General features: G+C 72.0%; 20 protein-coding genes. 12 read left to right on the top strand and 8 right to left on the bottom strand.

The genetic code is table 11. From position 1 onward, the window contains the following. Positions 1-2 precede the first annotated feature (2 nt). Together AB0A95_RS02800 and cofC are read right to left on the bottom strand one after the other, a co-directional pair. On the bottom strand, positions 3-200 hold the full coding sequence (locus AB0A95_RS02800) for a hypothetical protein (RefSeq protein WP_030335323.1): 198 nt from the start codon (positions 198-200) through the stop codon (positions 3-5). A 48-nt stretch (positions 201-248) separates the two neighbouring features. Then, positions 249-896, bottom strand: coding sequence for a 2-phospho-L-lactate guanylyltransferase (cofC, locus tag AB0A95_RS02795; protein WP_357553845.1), 648 nt, complete (start codon positions 894-896; stop codon positions 249-251). 127 nt (positions 897-1023) lie between these two features. Between cofC and AB0A95_RS02790 the strand changes: the two genes are divergently transcribed. The 5 genes from AB0A95_RS02790 to AB0A95_RS02770 all read left to right on the top strand — a co-directional run bounded on the left by AB0A95_RS02790 (position 1024) and on the right by AB0A95_RS02770 (position 6116). Continuing rightward, a complete protein-coding gene (locus tag AB0A95_RS02790) occupies positions 1024-1761 on the top strand; it encodes a lysophospholipid acyltransferase family protein (protein WP_357553844.1) in 738 nt (245 codons plus the stop codon). After that, positions 1758-2765 carry an NAD(P)H-dependent glycerol-3-phosphate dehydrogenase gene (locus tag AB0A95_RS02785; RefSeq protein ID WP_357553843.1) on the top strand — a complete coding sequence of 336 codons (1008 nt, stop codon included), beginning with the start codon at positions 1758-1760 and terminating at the stop codon, positions 2763-2765. Before AB0A95_RS02790 ends, AB0A95_RS02785 begins: the two co-directional genes overlap by 4 nt. A 7-nt stretch (positions 2766-2772) precedes the next feature. After that, a complete protein-coding gene (locus tag AB0A95_RS02780; RefSeq protein ID WP_357553842.1) occupies positions 2773-3891 on the top strand; it encodes a cystathionine gamma-lyase in 1119 nt (372 codons plus the stop codon). Between the two features lie 8 nt (positions 3892-3899). Beyond that, complete coding sequence (locus AB0A95_RS02775; protein WP_357553841.1) at positions 3900-4679, top strand: putative protein N(5)-glutamine methyltransferase; 780 nt, start codon at positions 3900-3902, stop codon at positions 4677-4679. Between the two features lie 387 nt (positions 4680-5066). Further along, positions 5067-6116, top strand: coding sequence for an ROK family protein (locus AB0A95_RS02770; RefSeq protein WP_357553840.1), 1050 nt, complete (start codon positions 5067-5069; stop codon positions 6114-6116). 102 nt (positions 6117-6218) lie between these two features. On the opposite strand, the gene AB0A95_RS02765 is transcribed toward AB0A95_RS02770, so the two are convergent. Next, the gene (locus tag AB0A95_RS02765) at positions 6219-6419 is read right to left on the bottom strand and encodes a DUF397 domain-containing protein (protein ID WP_357077728.1); all 201 of its coding nucleotides are present in this window, start codon (positions 6417-6419) and stop codon (positions 6219-6221) included. 5 nt (positions 6420-6424) lie between these two features. Further along, positions 6425-7270 carry a helix-turn-helix transcriptional regulator gene (locus AB0A95_RS02760; protein ID WP_355032174.1) on the bottom strand — a complete coding sequence of 282 codons (846 nt, stop codon included), beginning with the start codon at positions 7268-7270 and terminating at the stop codon, positions 6425-6427. Between the two features lie 277 nt (positions 7271-7547). On the opposite strand from AB0A95_RS02760, the gene AB0A95_RS02755 reads away from it, so the two are divergent. Continuing rightward, on the top strand, positions 7548-7766 hold the full coding sequence (locus AB0A95_RS02755; RefSeq protein WP_357553839.1) for a hypothetical protein: 219 nt from the start codon (positions 7548-7550) through the stop codon (positions 7764-7766). Positions 7767-7960: 194 nt separating this feature from the next. Next, the gene (locus tag AB0A95_RS02750) at positions 7961-9061 is read left to right on the top strand and encodes a D-alanine--D-alanine ligase family protein (RefSeq protein WP_357553838.1); all 1101 of its coding nucleotides are present in this window, start codon (positions 7961-7963) and stop codon (positions 9059-9061) included. A gap of 48 nt (positions 9062-9109) precedes the next feature. On the opposite strand, the gene AB0A95_RS02745 is transcribed toward AB0A95_RS02750, so the two are convergent. After that, positions 9110-9796: a DUF3515 family protein gene (locus AB0A95_RS02745; protein WP_357553837.1), complete on the bottom strand. Its 687-nt coding sequence runs from the start codon at positions 9794-9796 to the stop codon at positions 9110-9112. Further along, complete coding sequence (locus tag AB0A95_RS02740; protein ID WP_013284547.1) at positions 9797-10030, bottom strand: Lrp/AsnC ligand binding domain-containing protein; 234 nt, start codon at positions 10028-10030, stop codon at positions 9797-9799. 96 nt (positions 10031-10126) lie between these two features. Here AB0A95_RS02740 and AB0A95_RS02735 point away from each other — a divergent pair, with 96 nt between their 5' ends. Beyond that, on the top strand, positions 10127-11116 hold the full coding sequence (locus tag AB0A95_RS02735; RefSeq protein WP_357553836.1) for a thiamine-phosphate kinase: 990 nt from the start codon (positions 10127-10129) through the stop codon (positions 11114-11116). A gap of 29 nt (positions 11117-11145) precedes the next feature. Next, on the top strand, positions 11146-11607 hold the full coding sequence (locus AB0A95_RS02730) for a GNAT family N-acetyltransferase (protein WP_357553835.1): 462 nt from the start codon (positions 11146-11148) through the stop codon (positions 11605-11607). A 90-nt stretch (positions 11608-11697) separates the two neighbouring features. Here the strand turns inward: AB0A95_RS02730 and rpmB are convergent, their stop codons facing one another. After that, positions 11698-11889, bottom strand: a complete 192-nt coding sequence (gene rpmB / locus AB0A95_RS02725) for a 50S ribosomal protein L28 (RefSeq protein ID WP_091671657.1) — start codon at positions 11887-11889, stop codon at positions 11698-11700. Positions 11890-12189: 300 nt separating this feature from the next. Here rpmB and AB0A95_RS02720 point away from each other — a divergent pair, with 300 nt between their 5' ends. Both AB0A95_RS02720 and recG read left to right on the top strand, forming a co-directional pair. Further along, entirely contained in the window at positions 12190-13803 is a 1614-nt protein-coding gene (locus tag AB0A95_RS02720; protein WP_357553834.1) for a DAK2 domain-containing protein, read from the top strand. Further along, positions 13800-15998: an ATP-dependent DNA helicase RecG gene (gene recG, locus AB0A95_RS02715; protein WP_357553833.1), complete on the top strand. Its 2199-nt coding sequence runs from the start codon at positions 13800-13802 to the stop codon at positions 15996-15998. The genes AB0A95_RS02720 and recG overlap by 4 nt, the downstream gene beginning before the upstream one ends. On the opposite strand, the gene AB0A95_RS02710 is transcribed toward recG, so the two are convergent. Continuing rightward, positions 15995-16705, bottom strand: coding sequence for an AfsR/SARP family transcriptional regulator (locus AB0A95_RS02710; protein WP_357553832.1), 711 nt, complete (start codon positions 16703-16705; stop codon positions 15995-15997). The genes recG and AB0A95_RS02710 overlap by 4 nt on opposite strands. 352 nt (positions 16706-17057) lie before the next feature. Here AB0A95_RS02710 and AB0A95_RS02705 point away from each other — a divergent pair, with 352 nt between their 5' ends. Further along, positions 17058-21659 (top strand): LamG-like jellyroll fold domain-containing protein, encoded by a 4602-nt coding sequence (locus AB0A95_RS02705; protein ID WP_357553831.1) that lies wholly within the window; start codon positions 17058-17060, stop codon positions 21657-21659. The last annotated feature ends 5 nt before the right edge of the window (positions 21660-21664 follow it).

The raw sequence follows: 21664 nt of genomic DNA, 5'->3' as shown, positions 1-21664 counted from the left end.
GGTCAGATCATCGTCGGCAATGTCACCCGGACGACCTCGCCGTCGGGATCGGTGTCGATGCGAACCCGCTGGCCGAGCCGGAGCAGCCGCAGCCCGGAGGCGTCGAAGGCCCGGGCGGGAAAGCGCATCTCGGTGCCGTCGTCGAGCAGCAGGACCCCGCTGCGCGTCGCCGCGTCATAGCTGGCCACAGTGCCCTGCATGCTGGCACCGTACACCCGGCGGGTCAGCCGCCGTGCGGGCCGGGCGGGTCAGCCCGCGGTGCGGGCCTGGCGGCCGGCGGTGACCAGCGCGGCGGTGCGCGGCCCCAGCCCGAGCCGGGCGGCGGCGGTCAGGTCCGCGGCGGTGTCCACGTCCCGGCGCAGGCTGGGCCAGTCGCCGGTGAGCGGCAGCGCCCCGCTCGCCTCGTGCGCGACAGCCGAGCCCACCCCGAAGCGGGGGTCCAGCGGGACACCGGGCGGGGCGGTGAGCAGCACCGTGCCGGAGCCGGGCGCGTCGGGCACGAAACGGCGGACCGCGGGTCGCCCGTCGCGCGCGGCGAGCAGCGCGCCGGCCAGCTCGGCGGGGCGCAGCGCCGGCAGGTCCGCCGTGAGCCCGGCCACCCACCCGGCGGTCGTCGCGGTCGCGCCGTGCCGGAACGCGGCGTTCAGCCCGGCGGCCGGCTCGTCGGGCACCACCCGCGCGCCGGCGGCCCGCGCCGCATCCGCCACCCGGGCGTCGTCGGTCACCACCAGGGCCTCGGCGACCGCCGGGCAGGCCAGCACCGCGCGGAGCGTGTCGGCCGCCAGGGCCAGCGCCAGCTCCTCGTGGGGTACGCCCGGCAGCGCGCCCCGCAGCCGGCTCTTGGCCGCTGTCAGATGCTTCACCGGCACCACCACGGCCCACCTCGGCTGACTCACGCCCGCAATCCTGCCAGCCGGACGGCGGGACCCTCGCTGGCCGTACCGGGGGCGAGCAGGCATGATTTCCGCTGCGGGTGTCGCGGGCGGGGTTTCGCGGCGGGGTTGGGCGCGACGAGGAGGCAGAGTGGCACGGCGGAGGCTGGGGTTCTGGCAACGGTTCGCCGTGGGGCTGGTGAAGCCGGTGATGACCGTGTGGACCCGGCGGACCTGGCGTGGCCAGGAGCACCTCCGGCGCGACGGCGGCATGATCATCGTGGCGAACCACATCTCGCACGCCGACCCGCTGGTCTCCGCGCACTTCATCTACGATTCCGGGCGCTGGCCGCAGTACCTGGGCAAGGCCAGCGTGTTCCGGGTGCCGGTGGTCGGCTGGATCCTGCACCGGTGCCGGCAGATCCCGGTCGAGCGGGGCAGCGTCGACGCGGTCCGCTCCCTGGACTCCCTGGTCGCCGCACTCGACCAGGGGGGCGCCGTGGTGATCTACCCGGAGGGCACCACCACCCGGGAGCCGGAGCTGTGGCCGATGAAGGCCAAGACCGGGGCCGCCCGGCTGGCTCTGGCCACCGGCGCTCCCGTCGTACCGGTGGTGATGTGGGGGCCGGAGCGGCTCTTCGACCCGCGGACCAGCCGTGTCAACCCACGCCCACGGATCCCGGTGACAGTTGTCGCCGGGGAACCGATCGACCTGAGCCGGTGGGCGGATGCCCAGCCGACCCGGGTCACCCTCGAGGAGATGACGGACACCATCATGTTGCGGCTGCGGGACATGCTCGGCGAGATCCGCGGCGGCACCCCGCCGCCGCTGTGGGCGCGACCGGCCCGGTCCTCCGCCGGGCCCGAGCAGCAGGGTGACCTGGGTTGACCGGCCACGTCGCGGTGCTCGGTGCCGGTTCCTGGGGCACCGCGTTCGCCAAGATCCTCGCCGACGCGGGGCGGGACGTGACGGTGTGGGCCCGTCGTGCGCCGGTCGCCGAGAGCATCCGGACCGAGCGTCGCAACCCGGAGTACCTGCCCGGGGTGCTGCTGCCGGCCCGGGTCACCGCCACCGCCGACGCGGCCGAGGCGATCACCGGCGCCGAGGTGGTGGTGCTGGCCGTGCCGTCGCAGACCCTGCGCGGCAACCTCGCCGAATGGGCCGGGCACCTGCACCCCGACTCGACACTGGTGTCGCTGATGAAGGGCATCGAGCTCGGCACCACCAAGCGGATGAGCGAGGTCATCGTGGAGACCGCCGGGGTCGCCGCCGACCGGGTGGTCGTCGTCTCCGGCCCGAACCTGGCTCCGGAGATCGCCGCCGAGCAGCCCGCCGCGACAGTGGTCGCCGGGACGAACAACGACCGCACGGTGCTCGTGCAGTCGTCGATCCGGACGCCGTACCTGCGCCCGTACACCAACGACGACGTGATCGGCTGCGAGCTGGGCGGGGCCGTCAAGAACGTGATCGCCCTGTCGTACGGCATCGCCACCGCGATGGGTTTCGGCGACAACACTCGGGCCATGCTGATGACCCGGGGGCTGGCCGAGACAGCCCGGCTGGGCGTGGCGCTCGGCGCGGACCCGATCACCTTCGCCGGCCTCGCGGGCATGGGTGACCTGGTCGCCTCCTGCTCGTCCCCGCTGGCCCGCAACCGCACCTTCGGTGAGCATCTGGGCCGCGGTGAGACGTTGGAACAGGCCCAGACCGCCACCCGGCAGACCGCCGAGGGTGTGAAGAGTTGCCTGGCGATCCGGGACCTGGCCCGGGCGCACGGTGTGGAGATGCCGATCACCGAGCACGTCGAACGGATCTGCCACGAGGGGATGGACCCGCGCCTCGCCGTGGAGACCCTGATGAGCCGGACCGCCAAACCCGAGTCGTACGAGTGAGGACCCGATGAGCGAACTGGGTGACGGCACCCGCTGCGTACGCGCCGGCCTGCCCGAGCCGGCACCGGGGGACCCGTTCCTGCCCGGGCCGGTCTTCGCCGCGCCGTACCACCTCGACCCGTGGCAGGGCCAGGGCACGTCGCCGAACGGCTACGGTCGCCCGGACAACCCGACCCGACGGTTGCTGGAGGCGGCTGTGGGCGAGTTGGAGGGTGGGGACTGTCGGGTCTTCGCCAGCGGTCAGGCGGCCATCACCGGGACGCTGCTCACCCTGCTGCGCCCGGGCGACACGGTGGTGCTGCCCGCCGACGGCTACTTCCCGGTCCGGGCGTTCGCCACCGCTGTGCTGGAGACGATCGGCGTACGCGTGCTCTTCGTGCCGACCGTGGGGCCGTACCCGTCCTTCGAGGGTGTCCGGCTGGTGCTTGTGGAGACCCCGGCCAACCCGGGTCTGGACGTGGTCGACGTCGCCGCCTTGGCCGAGCGGGCCCACGCCGCCGGTGCGCTGCTCGCGGTGGACAACACCACCGCCACCCCGCTCGGTCAGCGCCCGCTGGACCTCGGTGCCGACCTGGTGGTCGCCTCCGGCACCAAGGCACTCACCGGCCACTCCGACCTGTTGCTGGGCTACCTGGCCAGCCGGTCCACCGAGCTGATCGAGGCGGTCACGCTGTGGCGTACCGGCACCGGTTCGGTCCCTGGCGCGTTCGACGCCTGGCTGGCGCACCGGTCGCTGGCGACCCTCGACCTGCGTCTGGCCCGACAGAGCGCGAACGCCGCCGCCGTCGTCGAACTGCTCGCCGGCCGGCCGGACGTGGCAGGCCTGCGTTGGCCGGGGCGGCCGGGCGACCCGGCGTACCCGGTGGCCTCGGCGCAGATGCGCCGGATGCCCGGGGTGCTCTCCTTCGACCTGGGTGACGCCGACCGGGTGGGCCGGTTCGTGGAGGCCGCCCGACTGGTGGCGGCGGCCACCTCCTTCGGTGGCCTGCACACCACGGCGGACCGGCGGGCGCAGTGGGGTGACGACACCGCCCCCGGCTTCGTCCGGCTGTCCTGCGGTGTGGAGGACACCCCCGACCTGGTGGCCGACATCGCCGCCGCCCTGGACGCGGCCGGGCAGGTCTGAGGGGACCGGTGGCATCCATCGACCGGCTTTCCCTGGTACGCCGGCTGCGCGCCGCCGGCTGCGTCTACGCCGAGGACGAGGCAGAGCTGCTGCTGGCTGCCGCGGACACCCCTGCGGTACTGGCCGACCTGACCGACCGTCGGGTGGCCGGCGAACCGTTGGAGTACCTGCTCGGCTGGGCGGAGTTCTGCGACCGGAGGATCGCCGTCGACCCGGGCGTCTTCGTGCCGCGCGCCCGGACCGCCCTGCTGGTCGAGCTGGCGGCCGAGGTGACCGGCCCGGCTCCGGCCGTCGTCGACCTCTGCTGCGGCTCCGGGGGCACCACCGTCGCGCTGGCGCACCGGCTCGCTCCGCGCTGGCTGGCCGCCGCCGACATCGACCCGGCGGCCGTGGCGTGCGCCCGTCGCAACCTCGCCGGGCTGGCCGCCGAGGTGTTCGAGGGTGACCTGTTCGCACCCCTGCCGGCGGGCTGGCGGGGTCGGCTGGACCTGGTGGTGGCCAACGCCCCGTACGTGCCGACCGACGCGGTGGCGCTGATGCCGCCGGAGGCGCGGCTGCACGAGGCCCCGGTGGCACTCGACGGCGGCCCGGACGGGCTGGCCGTGCTGCGCCGGGTGGGTGTCGGAGCGGCCGACTGGCTGGCCCCCGGTGGGCACCTGGTCGTCGAAGCCGGCAGCACCCAGGTGGACGCGCTCTGCGCCGCGTTCGAGGCGGCTGGGCTGGTGCCGGATGTGCGGCAGGACGAGGAGCTGGACGGCACCGCGGTGACCGCCCGACGCCCCGACTGAGCCCGCGTCGCGGATGACGCCGAGTCAGCCCGCGCCTTGGTGGAGGGCAGGGTCGGCTTGGTGGAGGGCAGGGTCGGCCGGGACCGTCGTGCGCCCCCTTTGCTCTGCACCCGCCCATGCACCACGAACGGTCCGTAACTGACGCATGGGCGGGTGCAGAGCAAAGGGCGGTAAGAGGGGACGGCCGGGGGCAGGGGAGGAGACCCGGCGGCGGCGCGGCGCCTTCGAGCTGACCGCGTCGTGCGCGAGACCGGACCTTCTGCTCAAACGGGACGTGCGGTGACGCTTGCTGGCACCTCTGCCACCCGGCGGGCGGCCGGGCGTGGCGGGGGAGAGGGGTTGGCACTAGCCTCGGCTCACACTCTTACGGGCGGGAGGCGGTTTTCGGTGGGCAGCGCAGGGGTGCCGGTGGTCGTCGGCCTGGACAACGGCGGCACCAGCAACAACGCCACAGTGCTGACGGTGGACGGCCGTTTCCTGGTGGACGGGCTGTTGGAGATCCCCAGCGAGGTGCGGTCCGGGCCGGAGACGGCGATCGAGGCGCTGGCCCGGGCCCTGGATGGTGCCCTGGCGCAGACCGGCGTGCCGCGTGAGCTGGTCCGGGCGGTGGGGCTGGACACTCCCGGCCCGGCGAGTGCCGACGGCGTCATCTCGTCGCGGGGTTCCACCAACTTCTCCCAGCCGGCCTGGCGGGGCTTCGACGTGCGGGGCGCGTTGGAGCGACGGCTCGGCCTGCCGGTGATCTACCACAACGACGGCAACGCCGCCGCGCTCTACGCCCACCACGTGCACTTCGGCGACGACGCGATGAGCCGATCGTCGGTCTCCGCGATCGTCGGCACCGGGCTCGGCGGCGGTGTGGTCGAGAGCGGCCGGGTGATCGCTGGTGCCGCCGGCATGGCCGGGGAGCTCGGGCACGTGCACATCCCGCTGGGTGGGCTGCTCGGCCCGGGGCAGGGGGAGCCCAGCTGCGCCTGCGGCTTCACCGGAGACGTGGAGAGCGTCGCCTCGCTGACCGGCATCGAACGCAATCTGCTGCCGTACTGGCTGACCCGCTATCCCGGCCACCCGCTCGCCGCCGAGCCGGTGGCCCGGGCCGCGAAGATGGTCCGGGCGTACGGCGAGCGCGGGGACGCCCTCGCGCGGGACCTCTTCACCCAGCAGGCGATGGCGCTGGGCCGGCTGTTCACCGTCGCGGCGAACTTCACCGACCCGCACGCGTACTTCGTCGGTGGTGGGGTGGTGGAGGCGGCGCCGGAGTTCCGCGACTGGTTCCTGGCGACGGTCCGCGAGCACACAGTGCTTCGGGAGGAACAGGCGGCGGTGGCCACCTTCGCGTTGGTGCCGGACCGGGACATGGCAGGCGCCCGGGGCGTGGCGATCGCCGCCTTGGAGGCGTTGCGTGCCGTCCCGGAGCCCCGTCCGCTCGTCGCCTGATCCCAAGCCCGCCCCGGCCGCCGCGCCCGGTGGTCAGCGGGGCGGCGGTCGGGGCGGCGGGTTGGTTCTACGGCCGGTCGGGTCGGCGTTGCCGCCTCCCGGTCACCGCAGGGGTGGTGCCTGGGCGAAGGCGGCCCAGGCGGCCGGCGGGAACAGCAGTGCCGGGCCGGCCGGGTCCTTGGAGTCGCGGACGGCCACCAGCCGCGGGATCGCGGCCACCTCCACGCAGGCGCCCTCGTCGCCGCTGCGGCTGCTCTTGCGCCACGCCGCCGCGGACATGGCCGCTGTGATCGTCGGTGTCATCGGTCTTACCGTCCCTTCAGGGCTGTCAGGAGCATCCCGCGGCTGTCGGCCGGGCTGAGCGCCACGCTGCGCAGATGCTCCATGATCTTGGTGCAGGTCCGCGTCTCGCCGGCTCGGTCGAGGATCATCTGGCCCGCGACGGTCTCCACCGAGGCGATGATCGGATCCTCCGGATCGGCGAACTCGAGGATGTGCAGCGAGCCTCGGGTGCCCCGGTGGTAGCCGGCGGAGAGCGGGATCACCTGAACGGTGATGTTCGGCAACTCGGCCATCTTGACCAGGTGCCGCAGTTGGCCGTCCATCACCGACTGGTCGCCGACCGGGCGTAGCAGCGCGCCCTCGTCGATGATCGCGTCGAGGATGGGCGGGTCGTCGCCGGTGAGCCGCTGTTGTCGATCGAGTCGGACCTTGACCCGCTGCTCCACCAGGTCGTCGCCGAGGGTGTGCGGGCCACCGCGCATCACGCCACGGATGTAGTCGGCGGTCTGGAGCAGGCCGGGCACCACCGAGGGCTCGAAGTTGGCGATGGCGGTCGCCTCCGCCTCCAGCGCGATGAAGTCGATGGTGCGCGGATCGAGCAGGTAGGAGTACGAGACCCACCAGCCTGGCTTGCGGGCGTCCTTGGCGAGTTGCACCGCGGCGGCCACCTCCTCGGCACCGACCCCGTACGAGGTGAGCAGCGCGCGCACGGTGGCCGGGGTGATCAGGGACTGGGCGTTCTCGTACCGGGAGAGGGTGCTGCGGGTGCTGTTGATCTCATCCGCCGCGGTCTCCAGCGTCAGGCCGGCGGCTTCCCGGTGGTGGCGTAGGGCGATGCCGAGCCGGCGGGCACGGGCTGTCTTCGGGGCCATGCATCGATGGTCGCATACATTCGTGAGAACGTCTGCATGGGAGAGAGTCGATGAGAGTTGCATTCATGGCTGTCCACGTGTCAATCTGTTAGCGCGTCCTCACCGCCGGTTGTCGTGGCGACGGTGGTGGTGAGCGACCGGAGGGATGGGGCGCGCGGCGATCGGGTTTCTCCCCCGTGCCCGATCGTCGCGTGCCGCGCCATCCCGGCCCGCCGGAAGGAGACGACGACGTGCGTACCGTTCCGGAGCCCTCCACCGTGCAGCTGGTCGGTCCTCGATGACCCGCTTCCTGGTGGTGCTCACCGATGTGCGCTCGGTCGAGGGCATCGACCGCGACGAGCGGACCGCGCCGGAGCGCCGACGGCAGGTGGTCGGCGCCAGCAGCCGGGAGGCCGCCGACCGGATCGCCGGAGCGTTCATGGCGCTGGGCATGGTGCGCGCCGGCCGGCAGCGCGTGAAGGTGATCGCGGTCGGCCGCCGGCACTCCCGCGACTGAGTGGGCGCGGTGACCGATCTGTCGTACGGCAATAGTGCCGTTACGCACCGTATATCCCATGGCTGCCGATTGCCGTGTCGCGCTGCGGCTCGCCGGGTATCGCCTCGCCCTATCGCCACGCACAGTAAGGTCAACCGGGTGAGCGCCACCGGCGAGCACGACCAGCCGCAGTCGCGTACGAAGAGGTGACCGGAGTGACCACCCCAGGCAAGACCCGCGTGGCGATCGTCTTCGGCGGCCGCAGCCCGGAGCACGGCATCTCCTGCGTCAGCGCCGGGAGCGTGTTCGGCGCGCTCGACCCGGACGAGTTCGAGGTGGTGCCCGTCGGCATCACCCGGGCTGGCCAGTGGGTCCTGACCAGCGGAGACCCCGCCCAGCTCGCGATCAACGCCCGTCAGCTGCCGGAGATCACCGCCGACTCCGGCGACGACGTCGTGCTGCGCGCCGACCCCACCGGCAACGGGCTCATGGTGCTCGACCCGACCGAGGGCCCCCGGGTGCTGGCCGACGTCGACGTGGTGTTCCCGGTGCTGCACGGCGCGTACGGCGAGGACGGCACCATCCAGGGCATGCTGGAGATGGCCGGCATCCCCTACGTCGGGGCGAACGTCTTCGCCTCCGCGGCCGCGATGGACAAGGAGTTCACCAAGAAGCTCTGCGCCGTCGAGGGCATCCCGGTCGGCACGTACGCCGTGCTGCGCAACGGGATGACGCTCGCCGAGCAGGACAAGGAACGGCTCGGTCTGCCGGTCTTCGTCAAGCCGTCCCGGGCCGGGTCGTCGTTCGGGGTCAGCAAGGTCACCGACTGGGCCGACCTCGACACTGCCGTCGCCGCCGCCCGGCAGTTCGACCCGAAGGTCATCATCGAGGCCGCGATCGTCGGCCGCGAGGTCGAGTGCGGCGTGTTGGAGGGCGAGGCCGGCGGTGTGCCAGAGGCGTCCGTCCTGGCCGAGGTGCGGGTCGTCACCGACCACGACTTCTACGACTTCGAGGCGAAGTACCTCGACGACTCCTGCGAGTACGACGTTCCGGCCAACCTGCCGGAGCGGGTGACCCGCCAGGTGCAGGAGTACGCGGTCCGCGCGTTCACCGCGCTGGACTGCGCCGGCCTGGCCCGCGCCGACTTCTTCGTCACACCCGAGCTGGACGTCTACCTCAACGAGATCAACACGATGCCCGGGTTCACCCCGACGTCGATGTTCCCGCGGATGTGGGCGGCCTCCGGCCTGGAGTATCCAAAGCTTGTCAACCGGCTGATCCGTACCGCCCAACGGCGCGGCGTCGGCCTGCACTGAGCCGCCCGGCCCCGCCCGCGCAGGTCAGCCGGCGCGGGCGGGGTCAGCTCAGCGCTGGCAGCCGGACGGGATGGCGCCGCCGGAGGGCACGCTCGCCACGATCGTGCTGGAGATCGGTGACACCCACTGCAACGGCTGCTCGTACGAGCGCGGGACCCGCACGGTGATAAGCGTCTCCCGGTCGACAGTGGAAAGGACTGCCGCGTCGGCCTGCTCGGCCAGGTGCCAGCAGACCCGGTTGACCGTCCAGACCTCGTCGGTGGCGGGGAACGTCGGCTCGGTGCCGCCGCAGGCCACGGTGAGCGCGGGGTCGCCGTACGCGGCGTTCTGCTCCGGGCCGGCGGTGACCGGCCGCTGGGCCAGGTCGCGGATGGTCGTCGGCAACTGGGAGAGCAGGGCCCGGCAGACCACGGCCGGGCGGGCGGCCAGTGCCGGGGCGGCCATCTCCACCGGGGCGGTGGACTGCACCCGGGCGGTGGACGGGGACGGCGCGGCGGCCGGCGTCTCCGGGGCGAGCTTGGTGACGGCCAGCACGGCCACCAGCAGCGTGATCGGCACCGCGATCAACGTGGCCACCAGAGCGGCGCCACGATTGCTCCGATCCCGGCCGACCGGCGCGGCGGCGGCCGGGTCGGCCGACTCGCCGATACCGTCAGCCGGCTCGCGTGTCCCGTCGGACGTGTCGCGTGGGCCGTCGTCGTCCACCGCAGCGGAGGAGCTCGTCATCTCGTCCACCTACAGCCGCACCACCGAACACGTGAGGGTGCGCGTGATGCCGGGCACCATCTGCACCTTGCTGACAATGAGTTTGCCGAGTTCGTCGACGGTGTTCGCCTCGGTGAGGACGACCACGTCGTACGGCCCGGTGACGGCGTCGACGCGCACCACACCGGCGAGGTCCGCGATGAGACCCGCCACGTCGCGTGCGCGGCCGACCTCGGTCTGGATGAGGATGTACGCCTGTACCACGAGTAGACCTCCGTCCGTCGCCGCTCAGGAGCGGCCCGAACGGTGAAACTACCTTACGGACCAGGTCCGATCCCTATCGGTGGTCAAGGAGCAGCGGTGAGCGAGCACGGCGGAGCCGGGCAGCACGGGCGGAACGCCGGCGGCGGCGCCAGCGTGTCCGGGATCGGGGAGTTCGGGCTGATCGGAAGGATCACCGCGCGACTGACGTACGGACCGACGACCCTGCTCGGCCCCGGCGACGACGCGGCGGTGGTGGCCGCGCCGGACGGACGGGTGGCGGCCTCCACCGACGTGCTTGTCGACGGGCGGCACTTCCGGCGGGACTGGTCCTCCGCCCGGGACGTCGGACACCGGGCGGCGGCGGCCAACCTGGCCGACATCGCGGCGATGGGCGCCACACCGACCGCCCTGCTGGTTGCCCTCTGCATGCCCGCGGACCTGGAGACCGGCTGGGCGGAGGAGTTGGCCGACGGGCTCTCCGCCGAGGCGGCCACCGTCGGCGCGAGCGTCGTCGGCGGCGACATGTCGGCCAGCCCCACCCTGACCGTCGCGGTCACCGCGCTGGGCGACCTACAGGGCCGCCCGCCCGTGCTGCGCTCGGGTGCCCGCCCGGGGGACGTGCTCGCCCTGGCCGGGCGCATCGGGTACGCGGCAGCCGGGCTGACGGTGCTCACCCGGGGTTTCCGCACCCCCCGGCTGCTGGTCGAGGCGTACCGGCGGCCGCAGGTTCCCTACCCGGCCGGGCCGCTGGCCGCCCGGCTCGGCGCCACGTCGATGATCGACGTGTCGGACGGGCTGCTCGCCGACCTCGGGCACGTGGCGGCGGCCAGCGGGGTCGCGATAGACGTGCGCCGCGCCGCGTTCGAGGTGCCCCGGCAGATGGCCGACGCGGCGCGGGCGCTCGGCGTCGACCCGTACACCTGGATCCTCGCCGGCGGCGACGACCACGCCCTGGTCGCGACCTTCCCGCCGGGGGTGGTGTTGCCGCCGGACTGGCGGCCGATCGGAGTGGTCACGGACGGTGTCGGGGTGACCGTCGACGGCGTGCCCCACGACGGCCCGGCCGGCTGGGACCACTTCCGGTGAGGCCCGGCGCCGGTCGTATTCTGGATACCGTGAGTGAGATTGAGATCCGGGCCGTGCGGTTCGACGCACCGGTGGCGCAGCAGTTGATCCATGCCGCACTGGCCGACCTCGGTGTCCGCTACGGCGGCTCCGGTGACGAAACCCCGGTCGACGCGACCGAGTTCGAGCCGCCCGCTGGCGCGTTCCTCGTCGCCTATCTGGCCGGCGAGCCGGTCGGCTGCGGTGGCTGGCGCAGCCACGGCGCGGACACCGCGGAGCTGAAGCGGATGTACACGGCCCCGGCGGCGCGGGGGCGGGGTGTGGCCCGCACCGTGCTGGCGGCCATCGAACGCTCGGCCCGTGAGCAGGGCCGCAAGCGGGTGGTGCTGGAGTGCGGTGACAAGCAGCCCGAGGCGATCGCCATGTACGGCTCCGCCGGTTACGAGCGGATCCCGAACTTCGGCTTCTACAAGGACGCGGAGGGCTGCATCTCCTTCGGCCGCACGCTCTGACCTGCGGCGTTCGGCGGGCGCACGACAGAGCCGGCGGACCTCAGGGTCCGCCGGCTGAGCCGAACGAGAAGTTTTTGTGGTGCCGCCGCGTCAGGCGCGGGTGACCTTGCCGGCCTTGATGCACGAGGTGCAGACCTGCAGCTTCTTGGTGTTGCCGCCACCGGCCGGGGTGCGCACCGACTGGATGTTCGGGTTCCAGCGGCGGTTGGTCTTCTTCTTGGACCAGGGCACGTTGTGGCCGAAGCCCGGCCCCTTGCCACAGACGTCGCACACGCTAGCCACGGGATACTCCTGGGATTGAAACGTTCATGAGGTTGCCGGCAGAGGTGCTGCACGGGCAACCGCGTCAGCCTACCCGATGCCCCGCCGAGGTGACCAACCGCCCTGGCCCGGTGATCAGCCGCCCTCAGCACGTGGGTGGCGGCCGGCCCGCCGGGTGACGGCGGTGGTTCCGGCGGCAACTGTACCTGCCGGGCGAATCCCGTCCGCCCGGGCCAGGGGAGCGCCCCGGCCGGGTGCGGGGCAACCGGACACGCCGGACGAGTCCGACGCGTGTCGGTGCGCGCCAGTAGGCTTCTGGCCGTGCTGGACACCCTCGACGCCGCCGCGGTGCGCCGTTGGTGCGCGGGTGGGCTGGCCGCGCTGAAACGTCACCAGGGTGAGATCGACAGGCTCAACGTGTATCCGGTGCCCGACGGTGACACCGGCACCAACCTGGTGCTCACCCTCACCTCCGCCCAGCAGGCGCTCGCGATGGATCTGGACACCCTCCCCGACAGCGGCCCGACGGCACACGGGCACGCGCTGCGGCTGATGGCCCAGGGCGCGTTGCTCGGGGCACGGGGCAACTCCGGGGTGATCCTCTCGCAGATCCTGCGGGGTTTCGCCGACGAGCTCGCCGTGGCCCCGACGGTGCGTGGCCGGGAGTTGGCCGCCGCGCTGCGCTCGGCCGCCGCCGCCGCGTACACCGCTGTCGCCCAGCCGGTCGAGGGCACCCTGCTCACAGTGGTCGCGGCGGCCGCCGCCGCGGCCGACCGGGCCGACAGCGACGACCTGCCGGCGGTGGCCCGCGTCGCGGCCCGGGCGGCGGCCGAGGCCCTCGCCCGGACCCCGGAGCAGCTGCCGGCACTGGCCCGCGCGGGCGTCGTCGACGCGGGTGGGCGGGGACTCTGCGTGCTGCTGGACGCCCTGGTCGAGGTGCTGACCGGGGAGGACACCGCCGGGCCCGCACCGACGCCGCGCTCCGCCCGGCCAGCGGCCACCGTCGCGCGGGAGACCGGTTCCGACGAGTACGCGTACGAGGTGCAGTTCCTGCTCGACGCGGGGGCCGAGGCGGTGGCCGGGATGCGGCGGGCGCTCGCCGCACTGGGGGATTCGCTCGTCGTCGTCGGCGACGGGCGTGAGCCGGAGGGCACCTGGAACGTGCACGTGCACGTCAACGACGTGGGCGCGGCGGTCGAGGCGGGTGTCGCCGCCGGCCGTCCGTACCGGATCTCGGTGACCCGCTTCGCCGACCAACCGGAGCCGCCCCGCGGCCCGGTGTCGGACGGCCGGGCCGCGGTGGTGGTGGCCACCGGCGGCGGCATCGCCGAGCTGTTCGCCGCGGAGGGCGCGACGGTGGTGCCGGGCAACCCGTCCACGGGTGAGTTGCTGGACGCGATCCGCGGCACCGGCGCGGCCCGGGTGGTGATCCTGCCCAACGACCCCAACACGCAGGCGGTGGCGAGCGCGGCAGCCCGCGAGGCGCATCGACACGGCATCAAGGTGAGCGTGGTGCCGACCCGCTCGCCCGTGCAGGCCCTCGCAGCCCTCGCGGTCCGCGACGCCGACCGCCGTTTCGAGGACGACGTGATCGCGATGGCCGAGGCCGCCGGGGCCTGCCGTTACGCCGAGGTCTGCCATGCCAGCCGGGAGGCGCTGACCGTGGCCGGCCCATGCCGTCCCGGCGACGTGCTGGCGCTTGTCGAGGGTGAGGTGCACCTGATCGGCACCGACCTCACCGACACCTGCGCGGCGGTTGTCGACCGGATGCTCGGCGGCGGGGGCGAGATGGTCACCCTGCTGGCCGGGGCCGACGCTCCGGCCGGGCTCACCGATGCCGTCCGCGCGCACGTCGCGAGCCGCTGGCCGTTCGTCGAGGTGCACACGTACCCGGGCGGCCAACCGTTTTATCCGCTCCTGGTAGGGATCGAATGAGCGAACCAGCCACCGTGGACACTCCGCTGAAGAAGCTGGTCGGGGACAAGACAGCCAAGGCGCTGGCCGCGCACCTCGACCTGCACACAGCGGGTGACCTGGTCTATCACTTCCCGCGTCGCTACGACGAGCGTGGCGAGCACACCGACATCCGCTCGCTGGACGTCGGCGAGCAGGTCACCGTACTGGCTCAGGTGCAGCGCACCGCCGTGCGCCCGATGCGGCAGCGACGGGGCAACCTGCTGGAGGTGACGGTCGGCGACGGTTCCGGTGGGCTGCTGACGTTGACCTTCTTCGGCAACCAGGCGTGGCGCGAGCGGGAGCTGCGCCCCGGCCGGTGGGGGCTGTTCGCCGGCAAGGTCACCGAGTTCCGGGGCAACCGGCAGCTCAACGGCCCGGAGTACGTCCTGCTCGGCGAGGGTGGTGACGGCGAGGCGGCGGCCAGCGACGAGATCGAGGAGTTCGCCGGCGCGCTGATCCCCGTCTACCCGGCCGCCGCGGCCGTGCCGACCTGGGTGATCGCGCGGTGTGTGCGGGTCGTGCTGGACACGTTCACCCCACCGGACGACCCGCTGCCGGGCGAGGTGCGCGCCAGCCGCAAACTGGTCGGGTTGGGCACCGCCTTGACGGAGATCCACCGCCCGTCCAGCAAGGAGGCCCTGTACCGGGCGCGGCGGCGGCTCAAGTGGGACGAGGCGTTCGCCGTCCAGTTGACACTGGTGCAGCGCAAACACCGGGCGGCGGACTGGCCGTCCCGGCCCCGCCCGGCGCGCCCCGGCGGGCTGCTGGACGCGTTCGACGCCCGTCTGCCGTACGAGCTGACCGCCGGTCAGCGCGACGTCGGCGTGGAGATCGCCGCAGATCTCGCCACCCCGCACCCGATGCACAGGTTGTTGCAGGGTGAGGTGGGCTCGGGCAAGACGGTGGTGGCGTTGCGGGCGATGCTCCAGGTGGTCGACGCGGGCGGGCAGGCCGCGCTGCTGGCACCCACCGAGGTGCTGGCCGCCCAGCACCACCGCGGCATGCTCGACCTGCTCGGGCCGCTCGGGCGGGCCGGCGAGCTGGGTTCCGCCGAGCACGCCACCCGGGTCGAGTTGGTCACCGGCTCACTTGGGGCGGCGGCCCGCCGACGGGCGCTCGGCGAGGTGGCCAGCGGCGCCGCCGGCATCGTGCTCGGCACCCACGCCCTGCTCTACGAGGGGGTCGACTTCGCCGACCTGGGCCTGGTGGTGGTCGACGAGCAGCACCGCTTCGGCGTGGAGCAACGCGACGCGCTGCGGGCCAAGGCCGACCAGCCGCCGCACGTGCTGGTGATGACGGCCACCCCGATCCCGCGCACCGTGGCGATGACCGTCTACGGCGACCTGGAGGTCTCCACCCTCTCCCAGCTGCCCCGGGGGCGGTCGCCGATCGCCTCGCACGTGGTGCCGGCCGCCGAGAAACCGGCCTATCTGGACCGGGCCTGGCGTCGACTGCGCGAGGAGGTGGCCGCCGGCCACCAGGCGTACGTGGTGTGCCCGCGGATCGGTGACGGGCCGGTGTCCGACGAGGAGCCGCCGCCCGAGGACGACAACGGTCGCCGGCCGCCGGTGGCGGTGACCGAGGTGGCTCCGCTGCTGGCCGAGGGGCCGCTGCACGGGCTGCGGATCGGGGTGCTGCACGGTCGCCTGCCGGCCGACGAGAAGGACGCCGTGATGCGCTCCTTCGCCGCCGGCGACCTGGACGTGCTGGTGGCGACCACGGTGATCGAGGTCGGCGTGGACGTGCCGAACGCCACAGTGATGATCGTGCTCGACGCCGACCGGTTCGGTGTCTCCCAACTGCACCAGTTGCGGGGTCGGGTCGGCCGGGGCGCCGCCGCCGGGCTCTGCCTGCTGGTCAGCGAGGCGGCCGAGGGCTCGTCGGCACGGGAACGGCTGGACGCGGTGGCGTCCACGAGCGACGGCTTCAAGCTCGCCGAGTTGGATCTGGAGCAGCGTCGCGAGGGCGACGTGCTGGGCGCCACCCAGTCCGGGCACCGGTCCCACCTGCGGCTGCTGTCACTGCGCCGCGACGCCGACCTGATCCGCGACGCCCGCGCCGAGGCGATCACCCTGATCGAGGACGACCCGGACCTGAGCGGCAACCCGGCGCTGGCCGCCTCGGTCGCCGCACTCGTCGATGAGGAACGCGCCGAATACCTGGAAAAGGGCTAGCGGAACGCGTGCCGGGCGATGACGAGGTCGTCGCGTTGCAGGATCGCGACCTGTAGCTGTTGGAGCCGTCCCGACGGCTCGATGCCCAGGGCTTCGCCGAAGGACCTACGAGCTTTCTGGTAGGCGCCGAGTGCTCCGGCCGGATCGCCGGTGAGGTACAGCGCTCGCATGAGTTGTTCCCAGGGGCGGTCGCGCAGGGGCTGGTCGAGCACGAGGGCGCGGATGTCGTGCAGGAGGCTGCTGGTGGCCCCGAGCGCAAGGCGTGCGTCGACGAAGTCTTCGGTGGCGATGATGCGCTGTTCGTCGAGGTCGGCGAGTTGTTGTGTGATGGTGCCGGTAGCGGTGATGTTGTCGCCCGCCGGGCCTCGCCAAAGTGCGAGAGCGTCGTGCAGTAGCGCTGCCGCGGGTGCGTGGTCGCCGGCCCTGAGGTGGGCCTGGCCGCGTCGCGCGAGGTCGGAGAAGACGTTGACGTCCAACTCCTTGGGGCCAAGGGTGAAGAGGTAGCCGCCACCGTCGGAGACGGTGACCAGCCGTGCCGCCAGACGGGGGTCGGCGTTACCCAGGATGGCGCGTACCCGAGCGAGGTAGCTGCGGAGGTTCGACAACGCGGAGCGGGGTGGCGTTGCCCAGAGCGACTGGACGAGTTTGCGGTTGCTGACGCGCTGCCCGCCGGCGAGGAGGAGCGCGGCAAGCACCGCCCTGAGCATGGCCGCAGCGTCAAGGCTCAGGGCTGCTCCGTCAACAGATGCCTCCAACGTGCCGAGGAGGGCAAATCTGATCTCCAACCGGACTCCCCCGTGTGACTCGATCACGACCGTAGGTGTCCCACTGGCAACTCACAAGCCCGCGCCACGACGAAACGAGACTTTTCAATGTGCGGGCGATGTGCGGAGCGGCATGCGGCCGATGCGCAACGGCTGGTCAGCATGATCTGTCAGCTGGGCTGTGAGTGTTGGGGGAGCCATGGGCCGCCGTGGGCATCGTGTTTCGTGCGTCAGGGTCGGCGCTCCCAGAACGTGGCGGTCGTCGCTCGCGGTCTTGGTGGCTCTGCTGTTGCCCATGTCAGTGGTGGTGCTCGACGGACCGGTTGCCGCGCTGGCAGCACCGTCACCGAGATGTCCCGATTCGGCGAACGATGAGGCGACGGCAACCCGAGCCGCCGCCTCATGTCGTGGCCAGGTCGAGGTGGCGTCCGCGCGGGACGAGAAGCTACAGGTGTTCGCGAACCCGAACGGCTCCTTCACCGCCCGCGTCGCAGCCACCGCCCAGCGCGTACGCGACCGGTCCGGCCAGTGGGTCAAGCCGGACCCGGCACTGCACCTGGCCGCTGACGGCAGGATCGTCCCGGCCGCGACCTCGCTACGGATCTCGTTCTCCGGGGGCGGCACCGGGCCGGCCGCAACCATCGGCAAGGGCTCCGCCGAGTTGAGCCTGCACTGGCCGACCGCGCTTCCCACACCGAAGCTCAGCGGCGCCCGCGCCACGTACCCGGAGGTTCTTCCCGGTGTCGACCTGGTGTTGACGGCCGAGGTTGAGGGCTACTCCGAGTTGTTGGTGGTCAAGAACGCCAAGGCCGCCGCCAACCCTGCCCTGGCCAACGTGCGTTTTGGCACCACCAGCAAGGGCCTGCGGCTTCGGCAGGGCCCGGCCGGCGACCTGACGGCGGTCGACAACGCGGGCGTCACGCTGTTTGGGTCCGGCGCGCCGGCGATGTGGGACTCCTCGGAGTCCACAGACCGCGCTGCCGGGCCGAACCTGGGCTCACGCCTGGCCGGCCCCGCCGCAGCGCAGGCGGCGATGCCAGTTCAGCTCACCGGCGACGAACTCGTGGTTCGTCCGGATGTCACCATGCTCCGCGACAAGGCGACGACGTACCCGGTCTACATCGACCCGGCGTTCGGCAAGTCCGCCTGGACGATGATCAACAGCGCCTACCCGAGCCAGCCCTACTGGAGCTACGACAAGCAGGACTGCCCCGACCCGTACGGATCCATCCAGTGCGCCAAGGTGGGTTACACCAACACACCGAAGAGCATGATCTACCGGTCCTTGTTCGCCTTCGGGATCGGCAGTCTCCTGCACAAGCACGTGCAGGACGCCAAGCTGTCGATGGACACCGTGTACTCCTGGACGAACACCGACTACGGCACGCAGGTGCGGGTGACCGGGGGCATCAACTCCGGCACCACCTGGTCGAACAACGCCGCCAGCTGGGGCGCGGTGGTGGCCACGGCCAACAGCCACGCACATGACCGGGTGCGCCGCCGCACCGAGTGGGGCGTCACCAAGGCGCTGCAGACGGCCTCCGGGGGGACGGCCAGCACCCTGACGCTCGGCCTTCGGGCGGTGAGCGAGTCGGACGTGAACAACTGGAAGAAGTTCGACGCCGGCACCGCCCTGCTGACCGTCATCTACAACTCGTACCCGAACGCGCCGGACTCGTTGAGTGTGGCGGGTGGTCCGTGTCTCACTGGCGCCTCTCGGCCGTACATCCGGACGATGGCCCCGGCCCTGAGGGCGCGACTCACCGACCCCGACGGTACGTCCCGGCTGCTCAAGGGCACCTTCCACTGGTGGAAGCTCACCGGCGGCACACGCAACAGCACGGACTCGGTCGCGCAGGGCTCGATCGTCGCGGGCCAGTACGCCAACGTGACAGTTCCGTCCGGACGGCTCGCCGACGGCGGCGTGTACGTCGTGCAGGCCATCGCCAACGACGGCATCGACAACGGGCAGTACTCGTCGACCTGTGAGTTCGAGGTCGATGTGACGTCGCCCGCAGCGCCCGGCGCGGTCACCTCGACCGACTACCCCAACGACGGCCAGGCCCACGGTGGTGTCGGTATGCCCGGCACCTTCACCCTGAGGCCACCGACGAGCACGCCGACCGACTTCGCCGGATACGCCTACACCCTCGACCCGGGTGTCAGCGCGGCGAGCGCCACCCAGGTGACCGCCAGCGCCGACCACACCGCGACGATCTCGATCAACCCGGTCGTCGACCAGGCGTACAACCTGCGGGTGTGGTCGCGCGACAAGGCCGGCAACTTCTCCACCGCGCCGTATGTCTACGTCTTCACCGTACGCGCGGGCTCGGGACCGGATGCGCGCTGGACCTTCGACGACCGGGCTGGCACGGACGTCTCCGAGCACGGCAACACCCTGACGGTCGTCAATGGCGGCACCTGGACTCCCGGCCGCGGGGGCTACGGCAGTGCCCTGCTGTTGCAGGCCCCTTGGGCGCATGCGGCGACCATCGGATCGGTGGCCACCCGGGACCCGCAGACGGGCGGGCCAACTACCCTGCATTCCAACCGTAGCTTCAGTGTGGCGGCCACGGTCCGGCTGGACAGCACCGCCGGCGCCGGCGAACGGGCGATCGTCGCCCAAGACGGTAACCGGACGTCACCGTTCGTGCTCAGCTACAGCATCATCGACAGGAAATGGCGTTTCGCCGTCGCAGACAGCGATGTGGACGGACCTGCGATCGCTGCGATCCTTTCCGATTCGACGGCGGCGGCCGGAGTCTGGACCAGGTTGCTTGCCACCTACGACGGCACCACCCACGCGCTCCGGCTTTATGTCGACGGTGTGCTCCAGGCAGCAACCGCGACGTCCACGACGTTCGACGCCACCGGCCCGGTGACTGTCGGGCGGGCACGGTTAGGTGGGACCCAGACCAGCTACTTCCCCGGAGCGATCGACGACGTTCGGATGTACGGCCGGGTGGTGCTCGCCACCGAGTCCGAGTTCACCCTCCTCAGGCTGCCCAACCCGCCAATCGTGACGACGCCGAACGGCACCACGGCGTACGCCGGTCAGCCCCTTCCGATGGTTCTGAGCGCCGGCGGCGACACGACGGTGACGAAGGTGCAATACCAACTCGGCGTGTCCGGCACCGTGACCACGGTGACCCTGCCGACGGCTGGCGGCCTGGCGACGGTCAATGTGACATCGACCACTGTCGACACTCTGATGCTGATCGTGCAGGGCATCGACACAGCAGGCAACAGGTCGCCGGCCGCCTCCACCCTATTGGAGTTCCGTGAGGCACCCGCGCTCAACGGCAGGGTGACCGACGCGATCACCGGAGCTGCGCTGGCCGGCATCACCGTGCGGTTGTCCCCGGGTGACCTCAGCCAGACCACGAACTCGACCGGGGACTACAGCTTCACCGGCATCGGCGCGGGCACCTATGAGGTCACCGCGACGAACGGCGGCAGCGGCTGCGCCGGACAGATCGCCACCACCGAGGTCGACGTCGACCGGATCCGCACCATCAACCTGATGCTCGCACCTGAGTCGGACCTCTACGGGTACACCTGCCGAATCGCGTCGAACACCGCTTTCGTGCCCGGCACGACAAAGCTGGGCCTCAAGGGTGACGACAAGATCAGCGCGGCAATTGCCCTGCCGTTTCCTCTGCCGTACTACGGCAAGACCTACGACACGGCCTGGGTGTCCACCAACGGCTTCGTCAGCTTCAAGAATCCGCGCGGGTCTACTTCCTTCAGGTCGGTGAGTCTGCCTGACTCCGTGAACGCACCTCCCGCATCGGTCTTCCCGTTCTGGGACGACCTCACCGTCGACTCCCAGGCCACCGTCTGGACCACGACGACCGGCACCGGGGCCGAGCAGCGATTCATCGTGGAGTGGCGCAACGTACGCGCTCTCAACTCCTCTGCCCGCTTCGGCTTCGAAGTAGTGCTCTCGCCGCGCGGAGACGTGACGTTCAACTACACCGGCGCGACCGATGGCACGTCGAAGGGCGGTGCTGCCGCGGTCGGCATCACCAGCCCGGGTGGCAACTATGGTCTGCAGTACGCATTCCAGGATCCGGTGCTCGTCTCCGGCTCGACCGTGACCTTCACCTACCCCGACGAGCCGTGGCCGATCCCGTTCGGCTCGCTGTCCGGGACGGTGACGCGCGACGGCGTGCCGATGCAGGGCGCGGTCGTCCATCTGGGTCAGGAATCGGCGACGTCGGACGAGAACGGCCACTACGTCATCGACGACGTCGAGGCGGGAACGTATGGCGTCGAGACTATCCGGGGCTGTGAGGCTGCCACGGAGCCTGCCGCGTACATCGACGGAGACGCCGTCCTGGATGTCTCGCTGAGCACCTACTTCGACGGATACGGCTACTCCTGCGGGTTGGAGCAGGCGCAGTGGATCCCGGGTGTGACACCGTTGGCTGGGCGGTCGGACGACATCACTCTGCCGTTCGCCTTCCCCCTCTACGGCCAGCGGTGGACCGGAGTCCACGTCGATCCGACCAACGCGTGGATGCTCGACGCCAACCGAATACCCGCCTCGGTCGGGTTCACGTTCGGACCCGGTGGGACTGTGGCCAAGGACAGCCAGTCGAGCCTGCTGACCGCTGTCGTCGGCACGGCCCCGCACCGCCAGTTCGTTGTGGAAGCGCGCGACTACACCCTGGACGAGCGTCCGGACCTGCACCTGAGCTGGGAGATGGTGCTCGGCGAGGACGGCTCCGCATACCTGGCCTTCAAGGACCCGCCGGCGGCTGACGCCCTGCCCGATCCGACGTCGCTCACCATGCCGGCTCCGGACGGCGGGGGAATCTTCTACACCGACACCTCGGACGGATTCCCCAGCGGCCGGGCCGTCGTGATCCGTCCCCCGGCCACCGGTTCCTGACGTGC

The organism is Micromonospora sp. NPDC049230, assembly GCF_040647875.1.
In the GTDB taxonomy this organism is placed as follows: Bacteria; Actinomycetota; Actinomycetes; order Mycobacteriales; family Micromonosporaceae; genus Micromonospora.
The sequence above is the reverse complement of the archived record's forward strand: the minus strand, read 5'-3'. Positions and strand labels throughout refer to the sequence as shown.